This is a genomic window from Gibbsiella quercinecans, from assembly GCF_002291425.1.
Classification (GTDB): domain Bacteria; phylum Pseudomonadota; class Gammaproteobacteria; order Enterobacterales; family Enterobacteriaceae; genus Gibbsiella; species Gibbsiella quercinecans.
The window spans coordinates 2,143,080-2,168,309 of record NZ_CP014136.1; the positions used below are offsets into that span (position 1 = coordinate 2,143,080).

18 protein-coding genes are annotated in these 25,230 nt (G+C 56.5%); 11 read left to right on the forward strand and 7 right to left on the reverse strand.

Annotated features, from left to right (window positions below; all coding sequences use genetic code 11):
- Position 1: 1 nt before the first annotated feature.
- The gene (acs, locus tag ACN28Q_RS09960; RefSeq protein WP_095846207.1) at positions 2-1,960 is read right to left on the reverse strand and encodes an acetate--CoA ligase; all 1,959 of its coding nucleotides are present in this window, start codon (positions 1,958-1,960) and stop codon (positions 2-4) included.
- 491 nt (positions 1,961-2,451) lie between these two features.
- On the opposite strand from acs, the gene ACN28Q_RS09965 reads away from it, so the two are divergent.
- On the forward strand, positions 2,452-2,712 hold the full coding sequence (locus ACN28Q_RS09965) for a hypothetical protein (protein ID WP_095846208.1): 261 nt from the start codon (positions 2,452-2,454) through the stop codon (positions 2,710-2,712).
- 85 nt (positions 2,713-2,797) lie between these two features.
- Positions 2,798-4,114 carry a glutamate/aspartate:proton symporter GltP gene (gltP, locus tag ACN28Q_RS09970; protein ID WP_095846209.1) on the forward strand — a complete coding sequence of 439 codons (1,317 nt, stop codon included), beginning with the start codon at positions 2,798-2,800 and terminating at the stop codon, positions 4,112-4,114.
- Positions 4,115-4,185: 71 nt separating this feature from the next.
- Here the strand turns inward: gltP and ACN28Q_RS09975 are convergent, their stop codons facing one another.
- Complete coding sequence (locus ACN28Q_RS09975) at positions 4,186-4,608, reverse strand: DUF2000 domain-containing protein (RefSeq protein WP_095846210.1); 423 nt, start codon at positions 4,606-4,608, stop codon at positions 4,186-4,188.
- A 161-nt stretch (positions 4,609-4,769) separates the two neighbouring features.
- Here ACN28Q_RS09975 and ACN28Q_RS09980 point away from each other — a divergent pair, with 161 nt between their 5' ends.
- The 4 genes from ACN28Q_RS09980 to ACN28Q_RS09995 all read left to right on the forward strand — a co-directional run bounded on the left by ACN28Q_RS09980 (position 4,770) and on the right by ACN28Q_RS09995 (position 11,064).
- Entirely contained in the window at positions 4,770-5,249 is a 480-nt protein-coding gene (locus ACN28Q_RS09980) for an Lrp/AsnC family transcriptional regulator (protein WP_095846211.1), read from the forward strand.
- A gap of 956 nt (positions 5,250-6,205) precedes the next feature.
- Positions 6,206-6,406 (forward strand): hypothetical protein, encoded by a 201-nt coding sequence (locus tag ACN28Q_RS09985; RefSeq protein ID WP_131929001.1) that lies wholly within the window; start codon positions 6,206-6,208, stop codon positions 6,404-6,406.
- A 24-nt stretch (positions 6,407-6,430) separates the two neighbouring features.
- Positions 6,431-7,651, forward strand: coding sequence for a hypothetical protein (locus ACN28Q_RS09990; protein ID WP_095846213.1), 1,221 nt, complete (start codon positions 6,431-6,433; stop codon positions 7,649-7,651).
- A gap of 23 nt (positions 7,652-7,674) precedes the next feature.
- Positions 7,675-11,064, forward strand: a complete 3,390-nt coding sequence (locus ACN28Q_RS09995; RefSeq protein ID WP_095846214.1) for a TIM-barrel domain-containing protein — start codon at positions 7,675-7,677, stop codon at positions 11,062-11,064.
- A 114-nt stretch (positions 11,065-11,178) separates the two neighbouring features.
- On the opposite strand, the gene ACN28Q_RS10000 is transcribed toward ACN28Q_RS09995, so the two are convergent.
- The 4 genes from ACN28Q_RS10000 to speB form a co-directional block, all read right to left on the reverse strand.
- Complete coding sequence (locus tag ACN28Q_RS10000; protein WP_095846215.1) at positions 11,179-13,110, reverse strand: oxidoreductase; 1,932 nt, start codon at positions 13,108-13,110, stop codon at positions 11,179-11,181.
- A 446-nt stretch (positions 13,111-13,556) separates the two neighbouring features.
- On the reverse strand, positions 13,557-15,092 hold the full coding sequence (locus tag ACN28Q_RS10005) for an amino acid ABC transporter permease/ATP-binding protein (protein ID WP_095846216.1): 1,536 nt from the start codon (positions 15,090-15,092) through the stop codon (positions 13,557-13,559).
- Between the two features lie 48 nt (positions 15,093-15,140).
- Positions 15,141-15,977: a transporter substrate-binding domain-containing protein gene (locus ACN28Q_RS10010; RefSeq protein WP_095846217.1), complete on the reverse strand. Its 837-nt coding sequence runs from the start codon at positions 15,975-15,977 to the stop codon at positions 15,141-15,143.
- Between the two features lie 4 nt (positions 15,978-15,981).
- Entirely contained in the window at positions 15,982-16,986 is a 1,005-nt protein-coding gene (gene speB / locus ACN28Q_RS10015; protein WP_095846218.1) for an agmatinase, read from the reverse strand.
- A 160-nt stretch (positions 16,987-17,146) separates the two neighbouring features.
- Between speB and ACN28Q_RS10020 the strand changes: the two genes are divergently transcribed.
- Complete coding sequence (locus tag ACN28Q_RS10020; RefSeq protein ID WP_095846219.1) at positions 17,147-18,088, forward strand: LysR family transcriptional regulator; 942 nt, start codon at positions 17,147-17,149, stop codon at positions 18,086-18,088.
- Here ACN28Q_RS10020 and ACN28Q_RS10025 read toward each other — a convergent pair.
- Complete coding sequence (locus ACN28Q_RS10025; RefSeq protein ID WP_095846220.1) at positions 18,085-19,023, reverse strand: LysR family transcriptional regulator; 939 nt, start codon at positions 19,021-19,023, stop codon at positions 18,085-18,087. The two genes, ACN28Q_RS10020 and ACN28Q_RS10025, sit on opposite strands and share 4 nt — an antisense overlap.
- A gap of 576 nt (positions 19,024-19,599) precedes the next feature.
- On the opposite strand from ACN28Q_RS10025, the gene ACN28Q_RS10030 reads away from it, so the two are divergent.
- From ACN28Q_RS10030 to ACN28Q_RS10045, 4 genes are all read left to right on the forward strand, one after another.
- Complete coding sequence (locus tag ACN28Q_RS10030; RefSeq protein WP_095848986.1) at positions 19,600-21,096, forward strand: aldehyde dehydrogenase; 1,497 nt, start codon at positions 19,600-19,602, stop codon at positions 21,094-21,096.
- A gap of 22 nt (positions 21,097-21,118) precedes the next feature.
- Positions 21,119-22,504: a purine-cytosine permease family protein gene (locus ACN28Q_RS10035; RefSeq protein ID WP_095846221.1), complete on the forward strand. Its 1,386-nt coding sequence runs from the start codon at positions 21,119-21,121 to the stop codon at positions 22,502-22,504.
- A gap of 20 nt (positions 22,505-22,524) precedes the next feature.
- Positions 22,525-24,138: a GMC family oxidoreductase gene (locus ACN28Q_RS10040; RefSeq protein ID WP_095846222.1), complete on the forward strand. Its 1,614-nt coding sequence runs from the start codon at positions 22,525-22,527 to the stop codon at positions 24,136-24,138.
- 87 nt (positions 24,139-24,225) lie between these two features.
- Positions 24,226-25,227: an alpha/beta fold hydrolase gene (locus ACN28Q_RS10045; protein ID WP_095846223.1), complete on the forward strand. Its 1,002-nt coding sequence runs from the start codon at positions 24,226-24,228 to the stop codon at positions 25,225-25,227.
- Positions 25,228-25,230 lie beyond the last annotated feature (3 nt).

A 25,230-nucleotide genomic window follows, 5' to 3' on the forward strand; every position in this document is an offset into this window, starting at 1 on the left:
GTTATGATGGAACTTTCATTGATTGTTTTTCTTCCAGCAGCTTGTCGACCACCGCAGGATCCGCCAGCGTAGAGGTATCCCCCAGGTTGCTGGTGTCGCCGGCGGCGATTTTGCGCAGGATGCGGCGCATGATCTTGCCAGAGCGGGTTTTGGGCAGTGAATCTGTCCAGTGGAGAACGTCCGGCGTGGCGATGGGGCCGATCTCTTCCCGCACCCAGTTGCGCACTTCGGCATACAGCTCCGGCGAGGGCTCCTCACCGTGGTTTAGCGTGATGTAGGCATAAATCGCCTGGCCCTTAATGCTGTGTGGGATGCCCACCACCGCGGCCTCGGCGATTTTGGGGTGGGCGACCAGCGCGGATTCGATTTCCGCCGTGCCGAGCCGGTGGCCGGAAACGTTGAGCACGTCATCCACCCGCCCGGTGATCCAGTAATAGCCGTCTTCGTCACGGCGGGCACCGTCACCGCTGAAGTACATGCCCTTGAAGGTGGAGAAATAGGTCTGTTCAAAGCGATCGTGGTCGCCAAACAGGCTGCGGGCCTGGCCGGGCCAGGAATCGGTGATCACCAGGTTACCTTCGCACGCCCCTTCCTGCGGCGTGCCGCTATTATCGACCAGCGCCGGCTGCACGCCAAAGAACGGCCGCGTGGCCGAACCGGCTTTTAATTCCGTCGCCCCCGGCAGCGGGGTGATCATGAAGCCGCCGGTTTCCGTTTGCCACCAGGTATCGACAATCGGGCATTTGCCGTTGCCGATCTTCTCGTAGTACCACTCCCAGGCTTCCGGGTTGATCGGCTCGCCCACCGAGCCCATGATGCGCAGCGAATCGCGCGTGGTGCCTTCAATGGCCTTGTCGCCCTCCGCCATCAGGGCGCGGATCGCCGTCGGCGCGGTATAAAGAATATTCACCTGATGCTTGTCGACGATTTGCGCCAGGCGGTTAACGCCCGGGTAATTTGGCACGCCCTCGAACATCAGCGAGATAGCGCCGCAGGCCAAGGGGCCATACAGCAGGTAGCTGTGGCCGGTCACCCAACCCACGTCGGCGGTGCACCAGTAAATATCGCCGTCATGGTAATCAAAAACATACTTGAAGGTCATGGCGGCATACACCAGATAGCCGCCGGTGGTATGCAGCACCCCTTTTGGCTTGCCGGTCGAGCCGGAGGTATACAGGATGAACAACGGATCTTCCGCGTTCATCTCTTCCGCCGGGCAATCGGCGGAGACGCCCTGCACCAGCTCGTGCCACCACAGATCGCGCCCTTGCTGCCAGTAGCCCGGCTTCGCGGTGCGCTGGAACACCACCACATTGCTGACGCTGGTCACACCCGGTTTTTTCAGGGCGTCGTCGACGTTCTTTTTCAGCGGCACCGCGCGCCCGGCGCGCAGCCCTTCATCGGCGGTGATCACCAGCCTGGCGTTGGAATCGATAATACGGCCGGCCACCGCTTCAGGTGAAAAGCCGCCGAAGATCACGGAGTGCACCGCGCCGATACGCGCACAGGCCAGCATCGCCACCGCCGCTTCCGGCACCATCGGCATATAAATGGCAACCACATCGCCCTTTTTGACCCCCAGCTTTTTCAGCACGTTGGCAAACTGGCAGACATCGTGGTGCAACTGTTGATAAGTGACCTTTTTTGACTGCGCCGGATCGTCGCCTTCCCAGATAATCGCCGTTTGGTCGCCGCGGGTTGCCAGATGGCGATCCAGACAGTTGGCCGCCAGGTTCAGCGTGCCGTCCTCAAACCAACGGATGCTGATGTGCCCCGGATCAAACGACGTATTCTTTACCCTGGTATAAGGCTTAATCCAATCAAGGATCTTGCCGTGTTCGCGCCAAAAAGCCGCCGGATCTTGCACAGACTGTTGATAATACTGTTGATATTGCTCTGGGTTGAGCAAAGTGCGCGCCGCAATGGCTGAAGGGATAGCGTGTTTATGCAATTGGCTCATAGCTTTTCTCCTTGAAGTTGTTAATGATATGTCAACTTAAGGTTAATGGTAGTTTGCTACGAGTCTTTGTTTCTTTTTTGAGCGGTAGATCACGCAACGAATATGCTGATTTTCAACACGCTACCGGTACGCTGTGGCTGCCGACAAGACAACCGTATCAATGCCTTGCACCCTGCAGCGGAACACGCCAGGGCTATTCTGGCCGCATGAATAATTGCCGATAGGCTATTTAATCCGGAAGTGTGCTGAATATTAAAACGCACCGTGCCGGTTTTATGCACACGGCTATTTATTAATCAATTTTCCGACAAGCAGGCTATTAAAAAATACCCCCTACAATCTGGTTAAATAATAAACCAAGGTAATTTAATAAAGTTTAATAAGGATAAAAAACAACCAGAACAGACCTTCACGTGAGGATAAAAAGGCTAACTGCGCGCGGTAATAAAACAAAAAATTAACAATAAACAAACAAACCGCAGAGACTAAATATGCATTTTAACCGCAGAATAACGCAAATTTATTTCGCTTACAAAATAAACAAACCGGTCGCCTTGATATTCATTAATTATAAAGTTATGTTTTTAATAACAGATAGTTATGTAGAGCGCGATTTTTCTGCGGCAAATTTACCACGTTGCCACGCCGTTACCACGAATAAAACAAGTCTTGCAGAAACCGCCGTTCAGATGGTAAAGATTTATACTGCGCCACACGAAGGGCAGGTGAGCGCGGAGTTCGAATTAACATAAGCCTGTATCAAATGATTAAGTATTCCATCCGGAATGCGGCGCCCGCTGCATATTCTGGATGGGGTCATTGAGGACTTTTTTGGGTATGAAAAATGTAAAAATTAGCCTGGCTTGGCAAATTCTGATCGCACTGATATTAGGTGTTATCGTTGGAGCAGTGCTGCATAATCAGGCCGAATCCCGGGAGTGGCTGGTCAGTAATATCCTTAGCCCGGCAGGGGATATTTTTATTCGGCTGATCAAAATGATTGTTGTGCCAATCGTTATTTCCACGCTGATTGTGGGAATTGCCGGCGTTGGCGACACCAAGAAACTTGGCCGCATCGGGTTGAAAACCATTCTTTATTTCGAAGTGATCACCACCTTCGCCATTGTGGTGGGGCTGACGCTGGCCAATGTTTTTCAACCCGGTCACGGTATCGATATGTCGACGTTGAGCACCGTCGATATCTCACAATATGAAAAAACCACCGAGCAGGTGCAAAGCGGCTCGCACAGCCTGGTGGTGACCATTCTTTCGCTGATCCCGTCGAACGTGTTCGCTTCCATTGCGAAAGGCGACATGCTGCCGATCATTTTCTTCTCGGTGCTGTTTGGCCTGGGGCTGTCATCCTTGCCAAAACAAACCAAAGAACCGCTGCTGAACGTGTTCAAAGCGGTTTCGGAGAGCATGTTCAAAGTCACCCACATGATCATGCGTTATGCGCCGATCGGGGTGTTTGGCCTGATCTCGGTGACGGTAGCCAACTTCGGCTTTGCTTCGCTGCTGCCGCTGGCAAAACTGGTGGTGCTGGTTTACGTGGCCATCGCCTTCTTCGCCCTGGTGGTGTTGGGCATCGTGGCGCGGCTGTGCAAACTGCGCGTCTGGACGCTGATCCGCATTCTGAAAGACGAACTGATCCTGGCCTACTCCACCGCCAGCTCTGAAACGGTGCTGCCACGCATCATCGAGAAAATGGAAGCCTACGGCGCCCCGAAAGCGATCACCAGCTTTGTGGTGCCGACCGGTTATTCATTCAACCTGGATGGTTCTACGCTATACCAAAGTATCGCGGCAATCTTCATCGCCCAGCTGTATGGCATCGAGCTATCCCTGGGGCAAGAGATTCTCCTGGTGCTGACGTTAATGGTCACCTCGAAAGGGATTGCCGGCGTGCCAGGCGTGTCCTTCGTGGTGCTGCTCGCCACGCTGGGCAGCGTGGGCATTCCGCTGGAAGGCCTGGCGTTCATCGCCGGCGTCGATCGTATTATGGATATGGCGCGTACCGCCCTGAACGTGATCGGTAATGCGCTGGCCGTGCTGGTCATCGCCAAGTGGGAAGGCCAGTTCGACAGCGAAAAAGCGCTCGCTTACGAGAAATCGTTTTTATCCGGTGAAGCCAAACCGGTGAACCAGGCTTAACCGGCCCCGGGAAGACAAAACCCGCCTCTCATCAAGGCGGGTTTTTTTATGCGCCGGCCCGGCTCCCGGCTTCAGCGGAAAAGCGGCAGGTGCCCGGTCATACTGGTGATTTTCTTTTTTGGCCCAATCAGGCCAATGGCAACCAACGCGATATCTTCATAGCCGGCTGCCGAGAGCCGCTCGCCGTACTCGGTATAGGTTCGGCAGGATTGCGCCAGCGCGCTAAACGGCATGCTGTGGATATCCCCTTCCTCCTGGGCGCGGCGCTGTAATTGGCGCAGATAGTCGCCTTCAGCCAACAGCACGGGCAAAGGCGCATAGATCACGCCGGGATACACCACGCCGTCCTGGCTTGCCTTATCCGGCCCCACCAAATTTCCGACCGTTCTGCCAAAGCTAATGCCAATCACACTGGCGGCGTTGATGGCAAGACCGGTGCTGAGCGATTTATCAATCACGATCGTGCATTTATGCAGGTTCACATCAAACTTCATCGTTGATCCTTGATTATCCAAATTAAAAAACCGCTGCTGCAGCGCGCGTATTCATCGGGAATAGTATGTGGGATCTCGCCGGGTAAAAGTGACCTTTTAACGTGTTCGCACCAGCCAATAAGGGTAGTATTTACCTTTAAACCGCGAATAATAGGAACGTTATGCCAAACAGCAAGCTAAATCCGACAGACATTAAAATCCTCTCCCTGCTGCAGCAGGATGCGCGCATCACCAATCAGGCACTGGCCGAAACCATTGGCATGTCGGCATCCCCCTGCTGGCGCAAAGTGCGGCAACTGGAAGACGATGAAGTGATCCAGAGCTACCGGGCCGTGCTGGATCGCCGTAAAATCGGCCTGGGCGTCATGGTGTTTGTTCGGGTCAGCATCGACAGCCATAGCGAAGCGGAAGCCAAACGCTTTGAGCAAGACGTGACCGATCTGGACGATGTGGTGGCCTGTTACAGCATCGGCGGCGATGCCGACTTCCTGCTGCAGGTGGTGGCACGGGATCTGGATTCCTACGCCGAATTTGCCATGGCCGTGATCCGGCGCCTGCCCGGTATCAAAGAGATGCAAAGCATGTTCGTGCTCAAAGAGATCAAGCCCTTCGCCGAGTTCCCGATTAAAAAACCGTTGTAACGTGCTGCGCTGCCGGAAAGCGGCGCAGTGCGCTGTTCAAAAAACGTATTTGCTCTGCGGCTTGAATTATTTTGGGTATATAATAAGCCGCCACATTTTTATTCTACTGCCCTCTATGCCATGCCCGGCCAAAAAAATAAATGTTAAATACCATATCATTAATTTAAATTAAGCATGCATCTTGTTTTCAACTTCATTACCAATGGAAAAATAACGGTAACCATTTTTCTTTTAAATAAAACAAAAAAAAGTGAAGTGACAAAAAAACGGCAAAATTCGCCAGCAAAAAAGCCACAAGACTGGATATTGAGAGAAATTACCTCTATAACTAGGGATAATTATATTTGGAGATAGTGGGTGCCGTGTTCCAATACAACGCAACTGTTTTAGCCAAGAACAGACAGCCCAGCGCTTGCAACTAAAGCGGCGGTGTACTGGTGCGGAAAACTGCTTAAAAATGCCTTATGACCAAAAATCTTTTAACCATCCGTCGTATGAACCCATTCACTTTACCGCGTAATATTCGCGCTCATGGCCATCGCGCCTGGCGCATTAACCCACCGTGACTATTTGCTCCGCAACCCCATCATCATTAAGCAGTTAGCCGAAATTAAACCATCGCATACTGTTTTAAATGAAGACGGCCTAGTGGAATTAAATAGTTAGCCAGAGAATAACTTCGGTAATTTATTATTGCCGAATGATGACGGCGTGCAGCGTGATGATGCAATATTCCTTGTGGAATACACTGTGCCGTGATGAAACCAGAATCGACTGTTTAATTTTAGCAGCCGATAGCCGCGCTGTGGATCCTATTCCTGAATAAGACCAGGATACTTCCTGTGCGCCATTCTCTGGCTCTTAATTCCATTTAACCTGGCATGGATCCAGGCTATGTTTCATTGCGCCCGGAAGGCGGATATTCGCGTACCCGCTCCAGCAGAATAAGGCGTTATTTGGCAACGATGACCGACTTGTTTTTAGCGCTGATTATTGGCTGCCACCAAAAATATCCATCAAAAACGCGGCCAGCAATCCAGCGCGGTAATGCATTCAATAATCATTACCGAAAATATTTCGCGTCCGGTCACTGCCGCCAAAGCGGCCACCCAGTTAACGCCAGCCTGCTTTACCAGGCAGGGAAAAAGAATTTTTAAGCTCATAAATACTTAGAGGCAACGATGAAAACACACGAAAATAAACGCAAAGCAGAAAGGCAACCTTCAGCGCAAGGCGAGACGCGGCATTCGCTGTCGCGGCGCAAATTCCTGATGTATGGCGGTTGCGTGGCCGGCTCGGTGGCGCTGGTTGGCGGGCAGAAAGCGCTGGCTAACGGCGCCGCCGGCAAAGCCGCCCCGGCCCAATGCCCACCGGGCGTGATTAGCGCCGCGTGCCCTGCGGCAAATAGCCCACGCGATCCAGCCGCCAACCCGGCGGCCCCCACCACCCTGACCAAAACGCCAGGCACCGGGGAGAATATCGTCTCGGAATACCCGTTTAATGGGGAGCAAATTCATGGGGTGATGGTCAGCAACCTGCACGAATTCAACACCACCGGCCTGTTTGCCCACCAGGCCAACGCCGACGTGATCTTGACCAACCTGGGGCCACAGGCCGTTTTCGTGGCCGCCACCGAACAGGTGAATAATAACCTGCTGCACGATAGCCCACTGCGCCGCGCCATCCCGCCGCTCCAAAGCGTGATTATCCGGGCTGGCGCCGTTATCACCACGGCGGATGCCTCCGCCAACGGCCTGATCTCGCTGATCCAGGTTCGCAGCACCCGCAATGTGGAATCGGGTATCTTTGGCAATAAAACCCAATGGGCCAAATATGCCTATCCCGCCGGGATGCCCGATCTGCCGTTGTGGATCTCAAACCAGCTCCACCTGGCCCACAAAATCCAGGTGAACCCGTGGCAACTGGTCGGCCTGCCTGCGCCGGCGGGCAGCAAGGCGCTGCCTTACGAATTGTATGTCAACCTGTGGTGGCTGCCGGCCGGATCGGACGCCGGGATCCATGCGGCGCATGGCAGCAATCTGCTGGAAGTCCATACCCAACTGATCGGCTTTGGCCGCATGCAGAAATTCACCGATATGGCCAAAGCCCGTGCAGCCGTCACCAATAACCGCGCCATTCAGCCCGAAGGCGGCATGTTCTCGCCATTTGATACCGGCAAAGCCTTCCCGGAAATGTACGAAGAATTCCGGCTGGCGCCCGGCAATACTCACCTGCCGATGCCGCTGGTGACCGACTACAACGCCTGGAAAGGGGAATCCGACATTGCTAAAAACGCCAGCATGGACGATCCCTGCTTCTTCTACCCGCCCCATCAGTACTATGCCGACACCGACAGCATTTGGGTCGCCTTTGAATTTCACCGTTCAACGGACAACAACTGATCGCCAACAAGGACAGCATAGTAATGAAAAACAGAGAACTTCCCGCATCATGGCGCTCCTATAACACCTATGATTATGTGCCGGTCGAAGACTGGTCCGTGGGTAATGATATTGAACTGTATGCGGTTTATTGGGACGGCAAACCCCACTCGCCCAACGGCTTCAATAACGACTGGACGCTCTACATCAACGCCAGGGCCAAAGCCAAAAACGGCGCGGAAAATAGCGGGCGCGATGTCTGCCTGGTGCTGCAGGTGACGTCCTGCCAGAAAGATGCGTTCAGAGTGCGCTTCAACCCTGGTGCCGCCTCGTTCGCCGATTACCCGAACAAGGTGTACGGCCCGGTGGAGGTAGAACGGCTCACGCACATCCGCCAGCATGAGCAAGCGGCGGGCTATCAACCGATCCTGCGCTGGAACCGGCATGGCGCCAGCATCCAGTTGCACACGATCCAAGTCCAATTTGTCCGGGCCGACGACGGGCTGCTTTCGATACAGGTTAAACGCCTGGCCGACGGCGCCGTCACCGATATCTCTTCCGGCCCGCTGTGCCACGCCAGCCCGGAAGTCGGCACCGTGGTGAACATGAAACGCAAAGCGGAACATGCCACCCATTACTTCGGCTTGGGTGAGATCCTCAGCTACAACCTGACGGGCAGACACAACCCCGCTACCGGCAGCACCCAACAGGACTGCTATGGTTACAAGGGCTGTGCGCGGCTCGATCACAGCGGCTCGCAGGTCACCTGCTACAACTACGACAACCTGTGGTACAACCAGCCGGAAGTCTTCCCACAGAGCGTGCCTTATAAAGACGCGTTCAAGGCCACCTCCTGCGTGCCGATGTACCTCAACGCGCCGTTTTACATCGAAAAATCTACGCTCAACGGCAGCAAACAGTTTCTCGGCGTGTTCCTGGACAACACCGGGCAAAGCTATTTCTCGCTCAAAAGCGCGCTGCGCGACGCCACGGCGGTGGAAGCCGGCGTGCAGCACGGCGAGTTCGATGGCCACTATATGTTCGCCGCCCAGGCGGCCAACGTGCTGGATGCCTTTACCTATCTGATGGGGCAAGGGGATCTGGCGGCAGGCAAACACCAACTGAACGATCGCTCCGTCATGCCACCGAAGTACATCTTCGGTTACTTCCAGGCCAAATACGGCAGCCTTGGCCTGCTGCGCCCGCAGAACGAAAAAGATCCGAATAAAGTCTACATTGAGGATCTTGTGAAGGGCCACCGCGACGCAGAGATCCCGATCGAGGGGCTGGGCGTGGACATCGACGTGCAGGAAGACAAAAAAGTCTTCACCATCAAAGACAGCTTCTGGTCGAGCGGTAAGGTCGATCAGGGGATCTCGGTGTTTGACTGGATCACCCAGTTTGATCTGCAGTGCCAGACCAATATCACGCCGTTTATCCGCGCCGATAAAGTGGCCTACGATCCGACCAACAGCGGCAAAAAACAGTACGGCACCGCCGAAGGCCTGATCCGCAACGGCTACTGCGTGCAGAACGAAGGTGAAGCCAACCTGCGCAAATTCCGCGGCCCCCGGCGTGAAAGCGACTATCCCGGCTTGAGCTACAGCCGGATCGGCGAAACCAACTACCCGGATCAAAACCTGCTGGTGCTGGATTACGGGATCAACGTGCAGACCGGCGAACGCGACATGATCGGCTCGGTCGTGACCGATTACGGTAACCCGGCGGCCGCCCGCTTCTGGGGCGATCAGTACGCCTACCTGTTTAAAAACGGGCTGGGCTTCGTCTGGCAGGATATGACGGTGCCGGATGCCATGCCACACGTCGAAGACGGCAAAAACTTCGCCGACACCGAATCGCCGCGCAACCAGTTTGGCTGGTCGCTGACCGGGGAAGCACCGAGCGACGACCGCCGCCGCACCAACACCTTCAACTGGCGCAGCTATCACGGCCAGTTGCACCTGACCGATCCGCGCTTTGGCGACGGCCGCAAAACCCCGTTTGTCGAGCTGCGCAACTTCCACGCCTACATGTTGGCGCGTGCGTCCTACGAGCACGGCCTGATAGCGCATGAAGAGACATTAAAGGGCTATAAACGCAGCTATATCATCTGCCGCAGCGGCTATCCCGGCCTGCAACATTATGCCGGCCACTGGATCGGCGATAACGCCTCCACCTGGCACCACCTGCAGGCCACCGTCCCGCTGGTGCTTAACCTGGGTATGTCCGGCCTGCCGATCGCCGGGGCGGACGTCGGCGGCTTTGCGCCCGGCGAAGCGCCGGCCGATCCGGCCAGCACCTTCTACGGCGATAAAAACTACCGCAACCATAACCCGATGGTTTATGACCGCCTGGTATTAGGGCCGGAGGATGTGGATATCGGCGCCGTTTGCGAGCCGGAGCTGATGACGCGTTGGGTGCAGGCCGCCTGTCTCCAGCCCTGGATGCGCAACCACTATGACGCGATGAAAGCCTATCAGGAGATTTATCATTACACGTCTGCAGCAACGGCGAACGATGATACCTTCAGCAGCATCATGACGGCCTTTATCCGCTTCCGCGTGCGCTGGCACCACCTGCTGTACGATGCGATGTATCAAAACACGCAAACCGGCGCTCCGCTGATCAAGGCCATGTGTCTGTGGCAGGGCGACGATGCGATCTTCAGCGATGCCCAACGCGATATTCTGGCGACCCAGTTCTTTATCGACCGCACGGTGCTGGTCGCGCCGATCATGACCAGCAGCCCGGCCGGCGAGGAAAAACACTATACGGCGGAAAAAGCGGTTTACTTCCCGCATGGCGAGCAGGGGCAGGCAATCAACTGGTACCGCTATAACGTGATGGAAGACAGCGTGGATATCGCCCACCCGATCGCCAGCGGGCAACGGCTGAAAATCACCGCCGACATCACCAGCCTGCCGGTGTTTATCCGCGAAGGCGCCATCATTCCTGAACGGCATGCGCAGGCAGATTTGCAGGCTGCTTTCAAGAACATTCAGGTGCTGGATAAGTATCAGCAGCCGCTGGTGCTCTCGGTATATCCGCTGGGCAAGGCGGCCAAAAGCCGCTACCAACTCTACTGGGATGACGGCGGCGTAACCCGCAGCGCAGAACGCGACGGCGCTTTCTCGGTGATTGATGTCCGTCAGGCCGCCACGGGGGAAGGCGAGCGCACCCTCACCATCGCGCCGCAGAAGTATGACTATCCGCTGTACGACTTTATCTATTTCCGCATTCGTGCAACCGATAGCGCCGTACGCAACATCAGCGTGGGGAAATCCAGGATTGCCATCCATATGGCATCGGTGGAAGCGCTGTTCCAGCACCAGGGCGAAGCGATACATATCGACGCAAGCGGCAGCATCTGGCTAAAAGCCCGTACCGCAAAACTGGCGTTGGATACGCCTTTGGTGGTGAACATCAACGCCTAAGCGCCGGCCGTTAGCCCCATTACGGCAAGCAAAAAGCACAATGCCGGCCAGGTTTCCCTGGCCGGCATTTTTTATCAGCGTGAATGCATATCCGCGTACGGCGCAGGCGCCCGCTTAGGCGATCGCCATACCGGCATCAAAACCTTCGCGTGCCGCAATCAGCGCATTACTGGTTTTCACCGCGCCACCGATCACAATCGGCGCATCAACCACATCGCGCAGTTCCTCCGCCAGCGTATTCACCGGCCGATAACCCAACGCAACCACCACGGTATCCGCAGCCAGCGAGAACTGCCCGTCGGCATTTTCCAACACCACCTGGCCTTCTTCGATCTCGCAGAGCTTGGTATTGACGAACTGCTTTACGTCATATTCGTTCAACAGCGCCATCAGGTGCAGCTTGCTGACGCCGTCCAGCTCCTGCAGCAGCCGATCGCGCATTTCCACCACGGCAACCTCTTTTTGCTGCATCGCCAGGTGCGCTGCGGTTTCGCCCCCCACTTCACCACCGCCGGCAATCACCACCCGTTTGCCGGTGGTGACATTACCCAACAGCACGTCTTCGGCCAACACCACGTGAGATTGTTTGATGCCCTTAATCGGCGGCACCGAAGGCTCGCCGCCGGTCGCGACGATCACCGAATCCGGCTGGCTTTGCGCCACGATCTCTTTAGTCAGTGGGGTGTTGAAGCGGATCTCAACGTTCAGTTTTTCCAGTTCACGCGCCAACCAGGCGGTGTAGGTCGCCAGTTCGCCCTTGCCCGGCGGGAATGCCGCAGAGCGGAACTGCCCGCCCAGATGGCCGTTTTTTTCAAACAGCGTCACCTTGTGGCCACGCATCGCGGCAACGCGCGCGGCTTCCAGCCCGGCAGGGCCGGCGCCGGCGATAAATACGCGCTTCGGCTGCGCCACTTTGCTGTAATCCAGCGAGCCTTCGCGTGCCAGCGAAGGATTAACCAGGCAGGTGAACGGCACGCCGAGCGGCAGGCTGGCCAAACAGCCCTGCATGCAGCCAATGCAATAGCGGATCGACGCCAGATCGCCGGCTTTGGCTTTGTTCGGCAGGTGTGGATCGGCCAGTGAACCACGCCCCATGGCGATGAAATCAGCTTTGCCCAACGCCAGTACGTTGTCGGCCATGCGCGGATCGTTAATGCGGTTGACGGTAATCACCGGCATCTTGATGGTTTTCTTCAGCTCTTCGGAAAACGAGACGGCCCAGGCGTGGCCGACATACATCGGCGGCACGGTGCAGGATTTATTGTGCTCGCCATACACCCCCATGGTGACGTGCAACGCATCAACGCCCCAGTCATCGAAGATCTGCGCCAGCACGCGGGATTCAGAGATATCGCGCCCGCCGACAAAGCCTTCATCCGCAGAAAGGCGAATGGTGACCGGATAATCGTCACCCACTTCGCGGCGCACCGTTTGATAAATTTCCTGCAGGAAGCGAATGCGGCCATCCAGGCTACCGCCATATTTATCGGTTCTTTTATTGGCATAAGGGGATAAAAATTCCGCAATCAAATAACCATGCCCGGCGTGAATTTCCACCCCGTCAAAACCGGCTTGTTTTACCCGGCGGGCGCAATCGCCAAACTCGTTGACGATTTGCTGGATTTCCTCAATGTTTAATTCTCTTGGCATTTCCTGCAATGCCGGGCAGGGAATAGCCGAAGGCGCCACCGGTTGAACACCACCATTCAACTGGCTGGATGTTTGCCGGCCGGCATGATAAATCTGCGCAAATATTTTACTGTCATATTTATGGACGGTATCTGTTAATTTTTTATGGCTGGGAATTTGCTCATCGCGCCACAGGCCGCCAATATATTTACATCCCATCGCATTTTCATTAACAGCGTAGTTCTCTGTGATAATTAAACCCCAGCCCCCTTTGGCCTTTTCTTCATGGTAAGCGATATAGCGGTCCGTAGCGGTGCCATCGCTGTTGCAGAGGTCGGTTACCATGGCCGGGACAACCAGTCTGTTAGGAATAACACATTGGTTAATTTTCTCGGGTTGAAACAATTTTTTAAACATATTTTTATATGTCCTGCTAATAAAAAACAAAAGAGATTATTCGAATAGCATGGGAATGCCGTTCGAATATATCACTCGCGGATTTAATTATAGTAATTAATATCATCAATGGCTAATGCCTGCATGTGAAATCGCAGGGTAAATAGCTATGAGCAGGAAAGTTACACACTGGCAGCGTGATTATTACAGGAAATTAATAATATATTCCCGTCGGGAATCTAAATAATACCCATTTACCTGATTTATTTGTTGGCTGTTGCCTCACCTACCGTCAGTGATTTATTGAGGAACGCGATTCAAGCAAATGAAAAAACGGGAACGTTTCCAGGCAGGAAATAATCGGTTTGCAGAAGTTAAAATAAGCGGCACTATTCGGGTTGAAATAAAGCGCCGCGCGGGCCTTTATTTGGCAAGCGCGGCGGCGTTTTTATGGCGTTAAGCGGCTATCAGGCCACCGCGCTCTCCGTCACCCCCATAAACTGGCGGATACGCTGCAACGCCGGCTCAGCTTCGCCGCTGCGGATCGCCGCCGGGGAAGCATCCGCCTGGATGACGCCCTGCTCCATCAGCACCACCCGATCGGAAATCGCCAGCGCGAAGTCCATTTCATGGGTAACGATCAGCATGGTCATGCCTTCACGGGCCAGATCGCCGATGACTTTCAGCACCTCGCCCACCAGTTCCGGATCCAGCGCCGACGTTGGCTCATCGAACAACATGATATCCGGTGACAGCGCCAGCGCCCGGGCGATAGCCACCCGCTGCTGTTGGCCGCCGGAGAGCTGATGGGGATACTTTTCGGCGTGAGCCAGCAGCCCGACCTTATCCAGCAGGTACAGCGCCTGCGCACGCCGTGCCGCCTCATCCGCCGGCTGGAGATGGTAGCGGGTGGCCAGCATCACATTCTGCAAAATGGTGCGGTGCGGGAACAAGTTAAAGCTCTGGAACACCATGCCAATACGGCGGATGCCGCTGCGCATTTCGGCGGTTTCCCGCCGGGAACCGGCGACGATGTAGCTTTCGCCAAACAGGATGATCTCGCCCTGATCCAGCGTTTCCAGGCCGTTGACGGTGCGGATCAACGACGTTTTGCCGGATCCTGACGGGCCGATAATGCTGATCACCTCGCCCGGCGCCACCGCCAGTTGGATCCCTTTCAGTACATGGTGCGCGCCATACGCTTTGTGGATATTTTTCATCAACAATGCCGACGGTTCACCAGGGCGCTGGGCCGGCGGCCGCAGCGGCAACGGCCGGGCAGCCTCACGCAGCGCCGCCAGCGCCGGCTCAGCCAGCGTCTGCGGCCGGCGCGCCTGCACATTGACATGGCGCTCAATCTGCTGGAACAGCACGCTAAACACCGACACGATCAGCACGTAATACACCGCGACCGCCGCCAGCGTTTCCATCACCAGGAAGTTCTGGGCATACAGGCGCTGGCCGGTCATCAACAGCTCCGGCAGGGAGATCACCGAGATCAACGAAGTCTGTTTAACAATGGTGATAAATTCATTCACCAGCGCAGGCAGCGCAATGCGCAGCGCCTGCGGAATAATCACCAGCCGCTGCACGCCGAGAAAACGTATCCCCAGCGCATGGCCCGCCTCATGCTGGCCTTTGACCACGGAAAGTAAGCCGCCACGGTGAATTTCCGCCATGTAGGCCGTTTCCGCCAGCACGGTCGCCACCAGCCCGGCGATAAAGGCGTTGCCCAACAGGCCGCCGGCAGCCGGGAACAACTGCGGCAGGTTATAGATAAACACCACCAGCACCAGTAACGGCACGCTGCGAAACAGCCAGATATACACCTGGCTGGCACCGCGCAGCCAGGCCGGCCTGGCCTGACGGGCGCTGGCAACAATAAACCCCAGCACCAGGCTAATCAGCCAGCTCAGCACGCTCAGCTCCACCACGGTGGCGCTGGCCTGCCAGAAGGCGCTCAGGGAAAACAAAGAAACGAAATAGGCCCAGTCAAACATCATCACAATATCCACACTCACTTTCGCAGCCGAACACAACCCGGCGGCGCATTACCGCGCCGCGGTATCGGTAATCCCATAGGGCTGATATTTGGCTAACAGCGCAGCGTATTCGCCGTTGTCGCGAATGGTCTGCAGCGCCGTTTTCAACCCGCCCAGCAGGGCCTGATTGCCCTTTTTGACGTAAATGCCCAGCGTCTGCGGATAGATGATCGCAGGGGAGCTGATGGCTGCCCGCCCGCGACTGCGTTCAACAAACATACGCGCGGCGCCGGCCATGTCCACCTGTGCCTGGATGTGGCCGGCCAACAGCGCCTGCAACGTTTCCGGCGCGGTGGGGTACTCTTTCACGGCGATCGCCGCTTTGCCGTTGGCCAGGCAATAATCACTGGAAAGATCCTGCAGTTGCTTCACCCATGCCGTGCCCTGTTGCAAGCCAACGGTCAGGCCGCACAGCGCTTTTTCGTCTTTCGGCTTCACGGCGCTATCGCTGCGCACCAGAATATAGGCGCCGGTATCGGCATACGGGATGGCATCAGCCTGGGCGGTACGTTCTGCCGTCACATACAGGGCCGAGATCACCGCGTCATGGCGGGCGGCATTCAGCCCCAGGATCAGGCCGGAAAACTGCGTATCGGCCAGCGCCAGGCGGGTGCCCAAGTGCTTGCTCAACAGCGCCGCCAGCTCGGCATCAAAGCCCACCACTTTGTCACCCTGCCAGGATTCAAACGGCGGATAGGCCACTTCAATGCCCACTTTCAGTACGCCCGACGTCAGCGTCGGGACCGCTTCGGCGGCCAGCGCCGGCTGCGCACTCAGGCTGCCCAGCAGCAGGGAAAGTAATGCGGTGCAACGCAGGCTGCGCCGTGCGGTAACGGGTAATTTCATGGTGTCACTCCTGCAAAACGGAAGAGGAAATACGCCGGTGGTAAGCGCCGGCAAGCTGGCAAAGCAGTTCGAACATCATGGTGGCGCCGGTCAGGCTGGTCAGGTTGCCCTGATCGAACGGCGGCGAAACCTCCACCACATCCGCGCCGATCAGGTTCAGGCCGGCCAGGTGGCGCAGGCATTGCTGCCCCTGTAGCGACGTCAGGCCGCCGATTTCCGGCGTGCCGGTACCGGGGGCAAAGGCCGGATCAAGCACATCGATATCAAAACTGACGTAGGTCGGCGCGCTGCCGACGATCTGCCGCGCACGCGCCATCACCGCGTCGATCCCCTCACGGGCAACCTGTTCCATCGGGATCACGGTGATACCGCTTTTAGCCGCAAAAGCGCCGTCGTCCGCAGCGTACAGCGAACCACGAATACCGATCTGCACCGTGCGCGTAGGATCCAAAACCCCTTCTTCGATCGCCCGGCGGAACGGCGTGCCATGGGTGAAACGCTGCCCGCCAAAATAGCTGTCGTTGGTATCGGAATGGGCATCGAAATGGATCATGCCCACGGGCTGGGCGCGCCCCAATGCACGCAGGATCGGCAAGCTGGTGAGATGATCGCCGCCGGCGGTGAGCGGTATCGTTTGTTGTGCCACCAGTTCCTGATAAAAGGCTTCGATACGCGCCAGGCTATCCATCACGTCGATCGGGTTCACCGGCACATCGCCGATGTCGCCGACGCGCGCCAGATCGTAGGGGGAAAGCAGGCTGACCGGGTGAACGCGGCGTATCAAGCTGGAAGCGTTACGCAGCTCGCGCGGCCCGTGGCGGGCGCCAGCGCGGTTGGTGGTACCGCCATCCCAGGGCACGCCCACCAGCGCAATATCCAGAGCATCGGCCTGGGCGCCCACCGGCAGGCGGAAAAACGTCGGCAGCCCGGCATAGCGCGGTATCTCATCCGCGCTTTGCGGCTGCGGGTTATCCGCACTGCTCCGGGGGTGGTAATCACGTGTCGCCATTGTAAAACTCTCCCATCTGCGCCATCGCCAGGCGGGGATAGGCCCGGCGTACATAGGGAAATAGTGCAGTAGACGGCGCGTGGGGAAAAATAGCAGAATAGAAAAAATCAGTTCAGTTATTCCTGAAGTAAATTTTTCTTATACGAATAAAAAGGCACTGATGTTTATGGGAAAAATACCTAACCTAAGATTGCTGTATATTTTCGCCACCGTGGCCAAACATCAGGGTTACGCCCGCGCCCAGCAAGAGCTGAACCTGACGGCTTCCGCCATCAGCAATTACATGAGCGAGCTGGAGGAAAAGCTGGGCTTTGTGCTGTGCACGCGCGGCCGCGGCGGCTTCGCCCTCACCCCGAAAGGGGATGCCTTTTTGCAGCAAAGCCTGAACCTGCTGCACAACCTGGAAGACTTTGAACGCTATACGGACTCCCTCAAGGGGGAACAGGGCGGCATTTTGCGGCTGGGCGTGATCGATTCCACCGTCACCGACCCGATGTTGCCGATCGCCGGCGCCATCGCCAGCTTCAGCGATCGCTTCCCGCTGGTACACATCAACCTGCAGATAAAAAGCCCGCACGCGCTGCTGCAAGGCATTTTGGACAATGAACTGGATGTGGCGGTCGGCACTTTCCCGCTGCAAAGCAACAGCGTGATTAACCACCCGCTGTACCGTGAGCAGCATTGGCTGTACTGCAGCGATCAGCATGAGCTGTTTGATATCCGCCACCCGAAAGTGGCGCACATTGCGCAGATGAAAATGGTGACGCGCAGCTATTGGAGCCCTTCCGATCTTGGCCGGCGCGGCTTCAAGCAAAGCACTGCAACGGTAGAGAGTATGGAAGCGCAGCTGCTGTTGATCCTGTCCGGGAAATATATCGGCTACCTGCCGGAGCACTATGCGCTGCCCTGGGTGGAAAAGCGGCGGCTGCGCGCCATGTTGCCCACCGACTACGGTTACCAGGCGCCGTTTTCGCTGATTTTCCGCCGCGGGCGCAGCAAAGAGATCCTGATCCGCACCATCCGCGATCTGCTGCGCACCGCGTCGAAAAACCGCAAGGCGTATAGGCTATCCACGCCAAAACGGAGCAAGGCTACATCTTAAGCCACTTTCCCCGGCGGGATATCCATCTCGCCCGGCATTAACAACTGCTCTTTGCAATAATCGGCAAAAAGCTGCGCCGGTTTGGTCATCGGATTGTGGCGCAGCGATGCCAGCACCAGTTGCGAGCCGGTAATATCCCCCAGCACTTCGACCATCGCCACTTGCTTGCCGTCATAGGTGATGGGGGTAAAAGGCCGGGTGACCAGCAAAGAAAAGCCAAAGCCCTGCCCGACCATGCAGCGCACCATTTCAATCGACGGCGAGCTATAGGCAATCTTCGGCATCAGCCCGTTCTCGCGGAAAATATTCACGAAATAGTCGCGGCTGGGCACCACATCCAGCAGGATCATCGGTTCACGGCTCAGTTCATCAAGCGTGACCGAACTGCGCAGCGCCAACGGGTGGCCAATGGGCAGCAGCGCATAAGGCTTGGACGGTGCGTTCAGCCTCTCAGTGGCGATGCCGTCGTCCAGATCGTGGCGGTAGAGGATCGCCAGATCAAAACGCCCGCTGTGCAGCCCCTGAACCAGCTCATTCTGCTCGCCATCATGGATCTGCACCTCGATGCCCGGATGGCGCCGCTGGAAGCCGCGCATCATTTGCGGCAGAAACACCGGTGCAGCGGTTTCAAAGCAGCCAACGGAAATTTTACCCGCGACGACGTCGTTATCGGCCATCGCGTTTTGCTCAAACGCCCACGACTGGCGCAGCAGTTCGCGGGCTTTGTAATAGAAACGCTTGCCGCTGGATGTCAGGGAAACCCCCTGGGCGTGGTGGCGGATAAACAGCTGAATACCGAAGCTGTCCTCCAGATTTTTAACCGCAGTGGAGATGGAAGGCTGGGCGATGTGCAGTTGGCGCGAAGCCTCGGCGATGCTTTTGGTTTCCACCACGGTGGTGAAATACTTTAATTGACGCAGAGTGAAATGAGCCATGTCTTACTACCTCGATAAAAAAACACGTCTTTTTATTGTTCTAAGTATAAAAAAGCGATGGTACGGAACTTAAGCAACTCCTATGCCAGCAACCCACCTGGCTGGCCAGGCAGATGCCCCCAGCGGCCGGAATTGAAGGAATAACAATGGCATTTCATGCTGCAAAATAGTAAATGGATTTGGCTTGTGGTTATTTATTTGTGCCGATTGTTAAAAAACATCGCACCAACATGAAGCAAAACGACTTTTCCACACTAATCTATTGAAACTTAATAATTAATAACGCCAGCGCCACGTTGACTGCCGCGCAGAGAGAGGCCTATGCCCATCAGCTTTGGCGCGCCTTGGCACCACCGTCAGAGATAACACACTGTTATTTATGTGATTTATCCACACAATAAAAAAACGATAAACCAGGCAGCAAAAAACTGGCCTTGCACCATTACCCCGCTGGCGATGGCCCGTGGTGCGTGCACTGCTTTTTATTATCCAGTGGCGATATTTTTCATTATTTCGCCCCAGAAAGCGCTGATGCATATTTTTCCCCACATTCTATCGATCGCTGTGGGAGTAAAAATGCCTGACGATACCATCAGCACCTGGCGCCAACGCGCCGCCGATTTGGTTCTGCCCACCGGCGCTTTTATTAACGGTGAATTTTCCGCTGCGTCCGAAGGCAACACGCTGCCCTGTATCAACCCGGCCACCGGACAACTGCTGGCGCACGTTGCCGCCTGCGATGCAACGGACGTCGATCGGGCAGTGCACGTCGCCCGCCAGCGCGTGGCCGAAGGGGTATGGGCGCAGCGCTCCCCCAAAGCACGCAAGGCCGTATTGTTAAAACTCTCAGCGCTGATACTCCAACACCAAAACGAACTGGCGCTGATGGAATCACTCAGCATGGGTAAACCGATCGGCGATGCGCTGCACGCCGATGTCCCCGGTGCGGCCAACGTCTTTGCCTGGTATGCCGAAACGTTGGACAAACATTATGACCAGATTGCCCCAACCGACAGTTGTGCACTGGCGACCATCACGCGCGAACCTCTGGGTGTGGTAGCTGCGGTAGTGCCCTGGAATTTCCCCCTGGATATTGCCGCCTGGAAAACCGCACCCGCGCTGGCGATGGGCAACAGCGTGATCTTAAAGCCGTCAGAGCAAACCCCGTTCAGCGCCTTGTTGTTAGCCAAACTAGCCGTTGAGGCCGGGATCCCGCCGGGCGTATTCAACGTGCTACCCGGGCGTGGCGAGGTAACCGGTAAGGCCCTGGGGCTGCACCCTGACATTGACGCACTGGCTTTTACCGGTTCGACAGAAGTGGGCAAATACTTCATGGACTATTCCGCCCAGTCAAACCTGAAGCCGGTGTGGCTGGAGTGCGGTGGCAAAAGCGCCAATCTGGTGTTCGCCGACTGCGCCAACCTGCCGTTAGCGGCGGAAAAAGCCGCCCAGGCCATCTTCTATAACCAAGGGGAAGTCTGTTCCGCCAACTCGCGCCTGTTGGTGCAAAGCAGCATCTATGAACCCTTCCTCACCGAGCTGCAGGCATGCGTCAACCGCTGGCGGCCGGGCGATCCACTCGATCCCGCCAGCAGCAACGGCGCGATGGTCGATCGCCAGCACGGCGATCGGGTAATGGCGGCAATTGAAGCCGCACGCGCAGAGGGCGCGCATTGCCTGTTAGGCGGCGGCCGCGTCACCATTAACGGCTGCGACAACTTTATCCAACCCACCATTTTTACCCACGTCACCCCCGCCATGGCGATCGCCCGTGAAGAGATTTTCGGCCCAGTGCTGACGGTACAGGCCTTTGACGATGAGGCACAGGCGATAGCGCTGGCCAATGATTCGTGCTACGGGCTGGCCGCTTCGGTTTGGACCGGCGATTTCACTCGCGCCCGTCGCGTGGCGGCACAGCTTAATGCCGGAACGGTATCAGTTAATACCGTCGATGCCCTGGACGTAACGTTGCCCTTTGGCGGCAACAAGCAATCCGGCTTTGGCCGCGATCTGTCGCTCTATGCCTTGCAGCAGTACAGCAAATTAAAAACAACCTGGTACCAGTTCGACTAACCCGGTTATAACGGAGACAATTATGCAACCTGCACCTTCGCAAACGGCGGCTACGGTGGAATTCAATACCATCCAGCCCATTAGCAGCAGTGAACGCCACGGCAAAGTCAGCGATCTGTTCACCATCTGGTTTGGCTCCAATATCATGTTACTGACGGTGATCACCGGTTCACTGGCCGTCACCATTTTCCAGCTTTCATTCTTGGGTGCTGCCGCTGCCATCGTTGTAGGCAACCTGATCGGGGCGGTGTTTATGGCCCTGCACTCCGCGCAGGGGCCGCAACTGGGCGTGCCGCAGATGGTACAAACCCGCGGCCAGTTCGGTTCCTGGGGTGCGTTGCTGGTAGTCGCATTGGTGGTGGTGATGTATCTGGGGTTTTTCGCTTCCAACCTGGTGCTCGGTGGGCAGGCACTGCACACCGTTTGGCAACCGATCAGCACCAACCAAGGCATTTGGCTGGTCGGGGTGCTCAGCGTATTGGCAACCGCGTTTGGCTACCGCTTGATCCACGCCTATGCACGCGTTATGTCCTGGATTTCCGGCATAATGATGCTGTTGGCTTTTGGCTGGATCCTGTTTGTACACGGCCTGCCGGCAGATTTCCTGACGCGCAACCACAGTACGCTGCCCGGCTTCCTCGGCACTATGTCGATCGCTGCGCTGTGGCAACTGGCCTATGCGCCTTATGTCTCTGACTACTCGCGCTATATGCCGGTGGGCGTTAACCACCGCCAAGTGTTCTGGGCCAGCTACTGGGGCTGCACGCTGGGATCGATCTTCCCGATGATCCTCGGTGTGATAGTGGCCCTTGCCGTTGGCAACAGCGATACGATCATTGGCATCGACACAATGACCGGCAGCTCCAGCAGCGCGATCATCATCAGTTTCTCTCTGGGGATTGCCGCCACTAATGCCATGAATCTGTATTGCGGCACACTGTCCGTATTGACCATCGGTCAAACTTTGCTGCCCAAGTGGTCGCCGCGCGCCAGCGCCCGGGTGATCACGGCATTGGTGATGTTCCTTATCTCGCTGTTGCTGGCGCTGTTTGGCCAGGAAAACTTCTTGACCAACTACACCAACTTCATCCTGCTGCTGCTCTATGTGCTTATCCCCTGGACCGCCATCAATCTGGTGGATTACTACCTGATTGCCCACGGCAGCTATGACATTCCTTCTTTCTTCCGGCGTGATGGCGGTATCTACGGTTACTTCAACCAACGGGCGATAGCCTGCTACCTGCTGGGCATTGTGGTGCAGATCCCGTTTATTTCGACCGATCTGTACACCGGCTACTTCGCCAGCGCAATGGGCGGCGCCGATATCGCCTGGATTATCGGGTTGCTGGTCGTGTGCCCGGTCTATTACCTGATTAGCCCGAAAAAACCGGCCCCGAGCCTGGCTTAAGCGATAAGGAAACCACAGCAATGTTTAGCGCAAACTATGACTACATCATTATCGGCGCGGGCTCTTCCGGTTCAGTGCTGGCCGCACGGCTAAGTGAAGACGGCGTCACTACCGTGTGCCTTATCGAAGCCGGCAGCCACGATAATTCACCACGTATCAAAACCCCGGCCGGCACGATCACGCTGTATAAAAGCCGCAAATACAGCTGGAACTACTACTCAGCCCCACAGGCCCGGTTGAGTAACCGTCGCCTGCATATTCCGCGCGGCAAGGCGCTTGGCGGCTCATCTTCCATGAACAGTATGATTTATATTCGCGGGGTGCCGAGCGATTACGATCGCTGGGCGCAAGCGGGTTGTGCCGGTTGGGGTTGGCAAGATGTACTGCCTTATTTTAAAAAGTCGGAGCGTAACCAACTTGAGTTGGATGCCGCATGGCACGGCTTTGATGGGGAATTATGCGTAAACCGCCCGCGCGATCCCAACCCGGTTTCCCAGCGTTTTGTCCAGGCCGCCAACGCCATCGGTCTGCCCGAAAATGAAGATTTCAACGGCCCGCATCAGGAAGGTGTGGGGATTTACCACGTGACACAGAAAGACGGCCGGCGGCTTTCCAGCTACCGCGCCTTTGTGCACCCCCAGCGCCAGCGGCCCAACCTCACCGTGATGACCGATTGCGAAGTAGAGCGCCTGTTGCTGGAAGAAAAGCGCACCGTCGGCGTGCTGCTACAGCAAAACGGCGTAGAGCAACGGTTGGGTTGCCGCCAGGAAGTGATCCTCTGCGCCGGCGCGATCGGTTCGCCGCATATTCTGATGAAATCCGGTATTGGCCCACAGGATCAACTGGCCGCCGCCGGGATCCCGCTGATCCACGCGTTGCCGGGGGTTGGCCAAAACTTGCAGGATCATTTGGATGGGTTGGTCACCGTTCGCTCCGCCAGCCCGCTGACGCTGGGGTTTTCCCTGGCGGCGTGGCGTTCACTGCTCAGCGCCCCGTTCAACTACCTGCTGCGCGGCAAAGGCTGGATGACCACCAACTATGTGGAAGCCGGCGGCTTTGCGCGCACCCCGCTCGCCGGCGAACAGCCCGATATACAGTTCCACTTTGTTCCCGGCTACCGTAGCCATCGCGGCAGGCTGTTCGAGTGGGGGCACGGCTACGCCATCCATACCTGCGTACTGCAACCGCGCAGCATTGGCTCGCTGTCTATCGATCCACAAAAGCAACTGGTGGTCGATTACAACTTTCTGGCCGACGAGCACGATGCCGCGGTGCTGGTAGAGGGAATTAAACTGGCGCGAAAAATTCTGGCGCAGGCGCCTTTCAACGCGCTACGCGGTAAAGAAATGCTGCCAGGGGATACGGTGCAAACCGACGCCCAGTTGCACCAATATGTCCGTGATTACGGCGCCACCGTGTTCCATCCTGTCGGCACTTGCAAAATGGGGGTGGATCCGATGAGCGTGGTTTCCCCCTCGTCGTTGCAGGTTTATGGGATTGACGGGCTACGGGTGGCGGACGCTTCCATTATGCCGCTGCTGGTGAGCGGCAATACGAACGCGCCCTGCATCATGATTGGCGAAAAGGCCGCCGACCTGATCCGGCAACACCATCAGCAAGCCAGCGCGGCGTAAATCTTAGAAGCGCCCCTTTATCCACCGGAATACGGCTGGTAGAGTGAATTTCAGGCAAATCCGACATCATGGGTAAAGGGGCGTTAGATGGCTAAAACATGGCTGAGTGGCTTGTTCCTGGCGGGCGCACTCCTGGGCGCGGCGCCGGGGTTTGCCGCATCGTATGGCGAGCAGTTAGAAGGGTTCCAATACCCATATCCATTGCAGCGCTTCAACTTCATCTCGCAACAACAAAGCCTCAGCATGGGGTATATGGATATCAAACCCACCGCGCAGGCCAATGGCAAGGTGGTGGTGCTGATGCATGGGAAAAATTTCTGCGGCGCCACGTGGGAACAAACGATCAAGGCGCTGGCCGCGCAGGGCTACCGCGTAGTTGCCCCCGATCAGATCGGCTTTTGCACCGCCAGCAAACCCGCAAATTATCAATACACCTTCCAGCAATTGGCAACCAACACCCGGCAACTGTTGCAGAGCATCAACGTGGATAAAGCCATTATTATTGGCCACTCAACGGGGGGCATGCTGGCGACGCGCTATGCCCTGATGTACCCACAACAAACGGAAAAACTGGTGCTGGTGAACCCGATAGGCCTGGAAGACTGGAAGGCCAAGGGCGCGCCCTACCGCACCGTCGATCAGTGGTACCAGCGGGAGCTGAAGCTCTCGGCGCAAAGCGTTAGAAAGTACGAGTTAACAACCTATTATGTTGGCCGCTGGAAACCCGAATACGATAAATGGGTGGATATGCTGGCCGGCCTGAACAGCGGGCCAGGCCATGAGAAAGTGGCATGGAACTCGGCGCTGATCTACGACATGATCTTCACCCAGCCCATCTATTATGAACTGCCGGATCTGCGCGTGCCCACCACCCTGATCATCGGCACCGCCGATACCACGGCGATAGGCAGTGATATTGCGCCGCCAGAGGTTAAAGCGCGCCTGGGCCACTATCAGGTATTGGGCAAAGAGGCGGCAAAACGCATCCCCGGCGCGAAGCTGATCGAATTCCCCGGCCTGGGCCATGCGCCACAGATGGAAGAACCCGCCAGGTTCCATCAGGCGCTGCTGGATAATCTGAAACAGTGATGG

What these genes read in the sequence shown, in the direction of transcription:
- ACN28Q_RS09995 (WP_095846214.1), top strand. Translation starts at nt 7,675, where the DNA reads ATGAAAAACAGAGAACTTCCCGCATCATGGCGCTCCTATAACACCTAT.
- ACN28Q_RS10035 (WP_095846221.1), top strand. Translation starts at nt 21,119, where the DNA reads ATGCAACCTGCACCTTCGCAAACGGCGGCTACGGTGGAATTCAATACC.
- ACN28Q_RS10045 (WP_095846223.1), top strand. Translation starts at nt 24,226, where the DNA reads ATGGCTAAAACATGGCTGAGTGGCTTGTTCCTGGCGGGCGCACTCCTG.
- gltP (WP_095846209.1), top strand. Translation starts at nt 2,798, where the DNA reads ATGAAAAATGTAAAAATTAGCCTGGCTTGGCAAATTCTGATCGCACTG.
- ACN28Q_RS10020 (WP_095846219.1), top strand. Translation starts at nt 17,147, where the DNA reads ATGTTTATGGGAAAAATACCTAACCTAAGATTGCTGTATATTTTCGCC.
- ACN28Q_RS09975 (WP_095846210.1), bottom strand. Translation starts at nt 4,608, where the DNA reads ATGAAGTTTGATGTGAACCTGCATAAATGCACGATCGTGATTGATAAA.
- ACN28Q_RS10030 (WP_095848986.1), top strand. Translation starts at nt 19,600, where the DNA reads ATGCCTGACGATACCATCAGCACCTGGCGCCAACGCGCCGCCGATTTG.
- ACN28Q_RS09990 (WP_095846213.1), top strand. Translation starts at nt 6,431, where the DNA reads ATGAAAACACACGAAAATAAACGCAAAGCAGAAAGGCAACCTTCAGCG.
- speB (WP_095846218.1), bottom strand. Translation starts at nt 16,986, where the DNA reads ATGGCGACACGTGATTACCACCCCCGGAGCAGTGCGGATAACCCGCAG.
- acs (WP_095846207.1), bottom strand. Translation starts at nt 1,960, where the DNA reads ATGAGCCAATTGCATAAACACGCTATCCCTTCAGCCATTGCGGCGCGC.
- ACN28Q_RS09965 (WP_095846208.1), top strand. Translation starts at nt 2,452, where the DNA reads ATGCATTTTAACCGCAGAATAACGCAAATTTATTTCGCTTACAAAATA.
- ACN28Q_RS10010 (WP_095846217.1), bottom strand. Translation starts at nt 15,977, where the DNA reads ATGAAATTACCCGTTACCGCACGGCGCAGCCTGCGTTGCACCGCATTA.
- ACN28Q_RS10025 (WP_095846220.1), bottom strand. Translation starts at nt 19,023, where the DNA reads ATGGCTCATTTCACTCTGCGTCAATTAAAGTATTTCACCACCGTGGTG.
- ACN28Q_RS10000 (WP_095846215.1), bottom strand. Translation starts at nt 13,110, where the DNA reads ATGTTTAAAAAATTGTTTCAACCCGAGAAAATTAACCAATGTGTTATT.
- ACN28Q_RS10040 (WP_095846222.1), top strand. Translation starts at nt 22,525, where the DNA reads ATGTTTAGCGCAAACTATGACTACATCATTATCGGCGCGGGCTCTTCC.
- ACN28Q_RS09980 (WP_095846211.1), top strand. Translation starts at nt 4,770, where the DNA reads ATGCCAAACAGCAAGCTAAATCCGACAGACATTAAAATCCTCTCCCTG.
- ACN28Q_RS10005 (WP_095846216.1), bottom strand. Translation starts at nt 15,092, where the DNA reads ATGATGTTTGACTGGGCCTATTTCGTTTCTTTGTTTTCCCTGAGCGCC.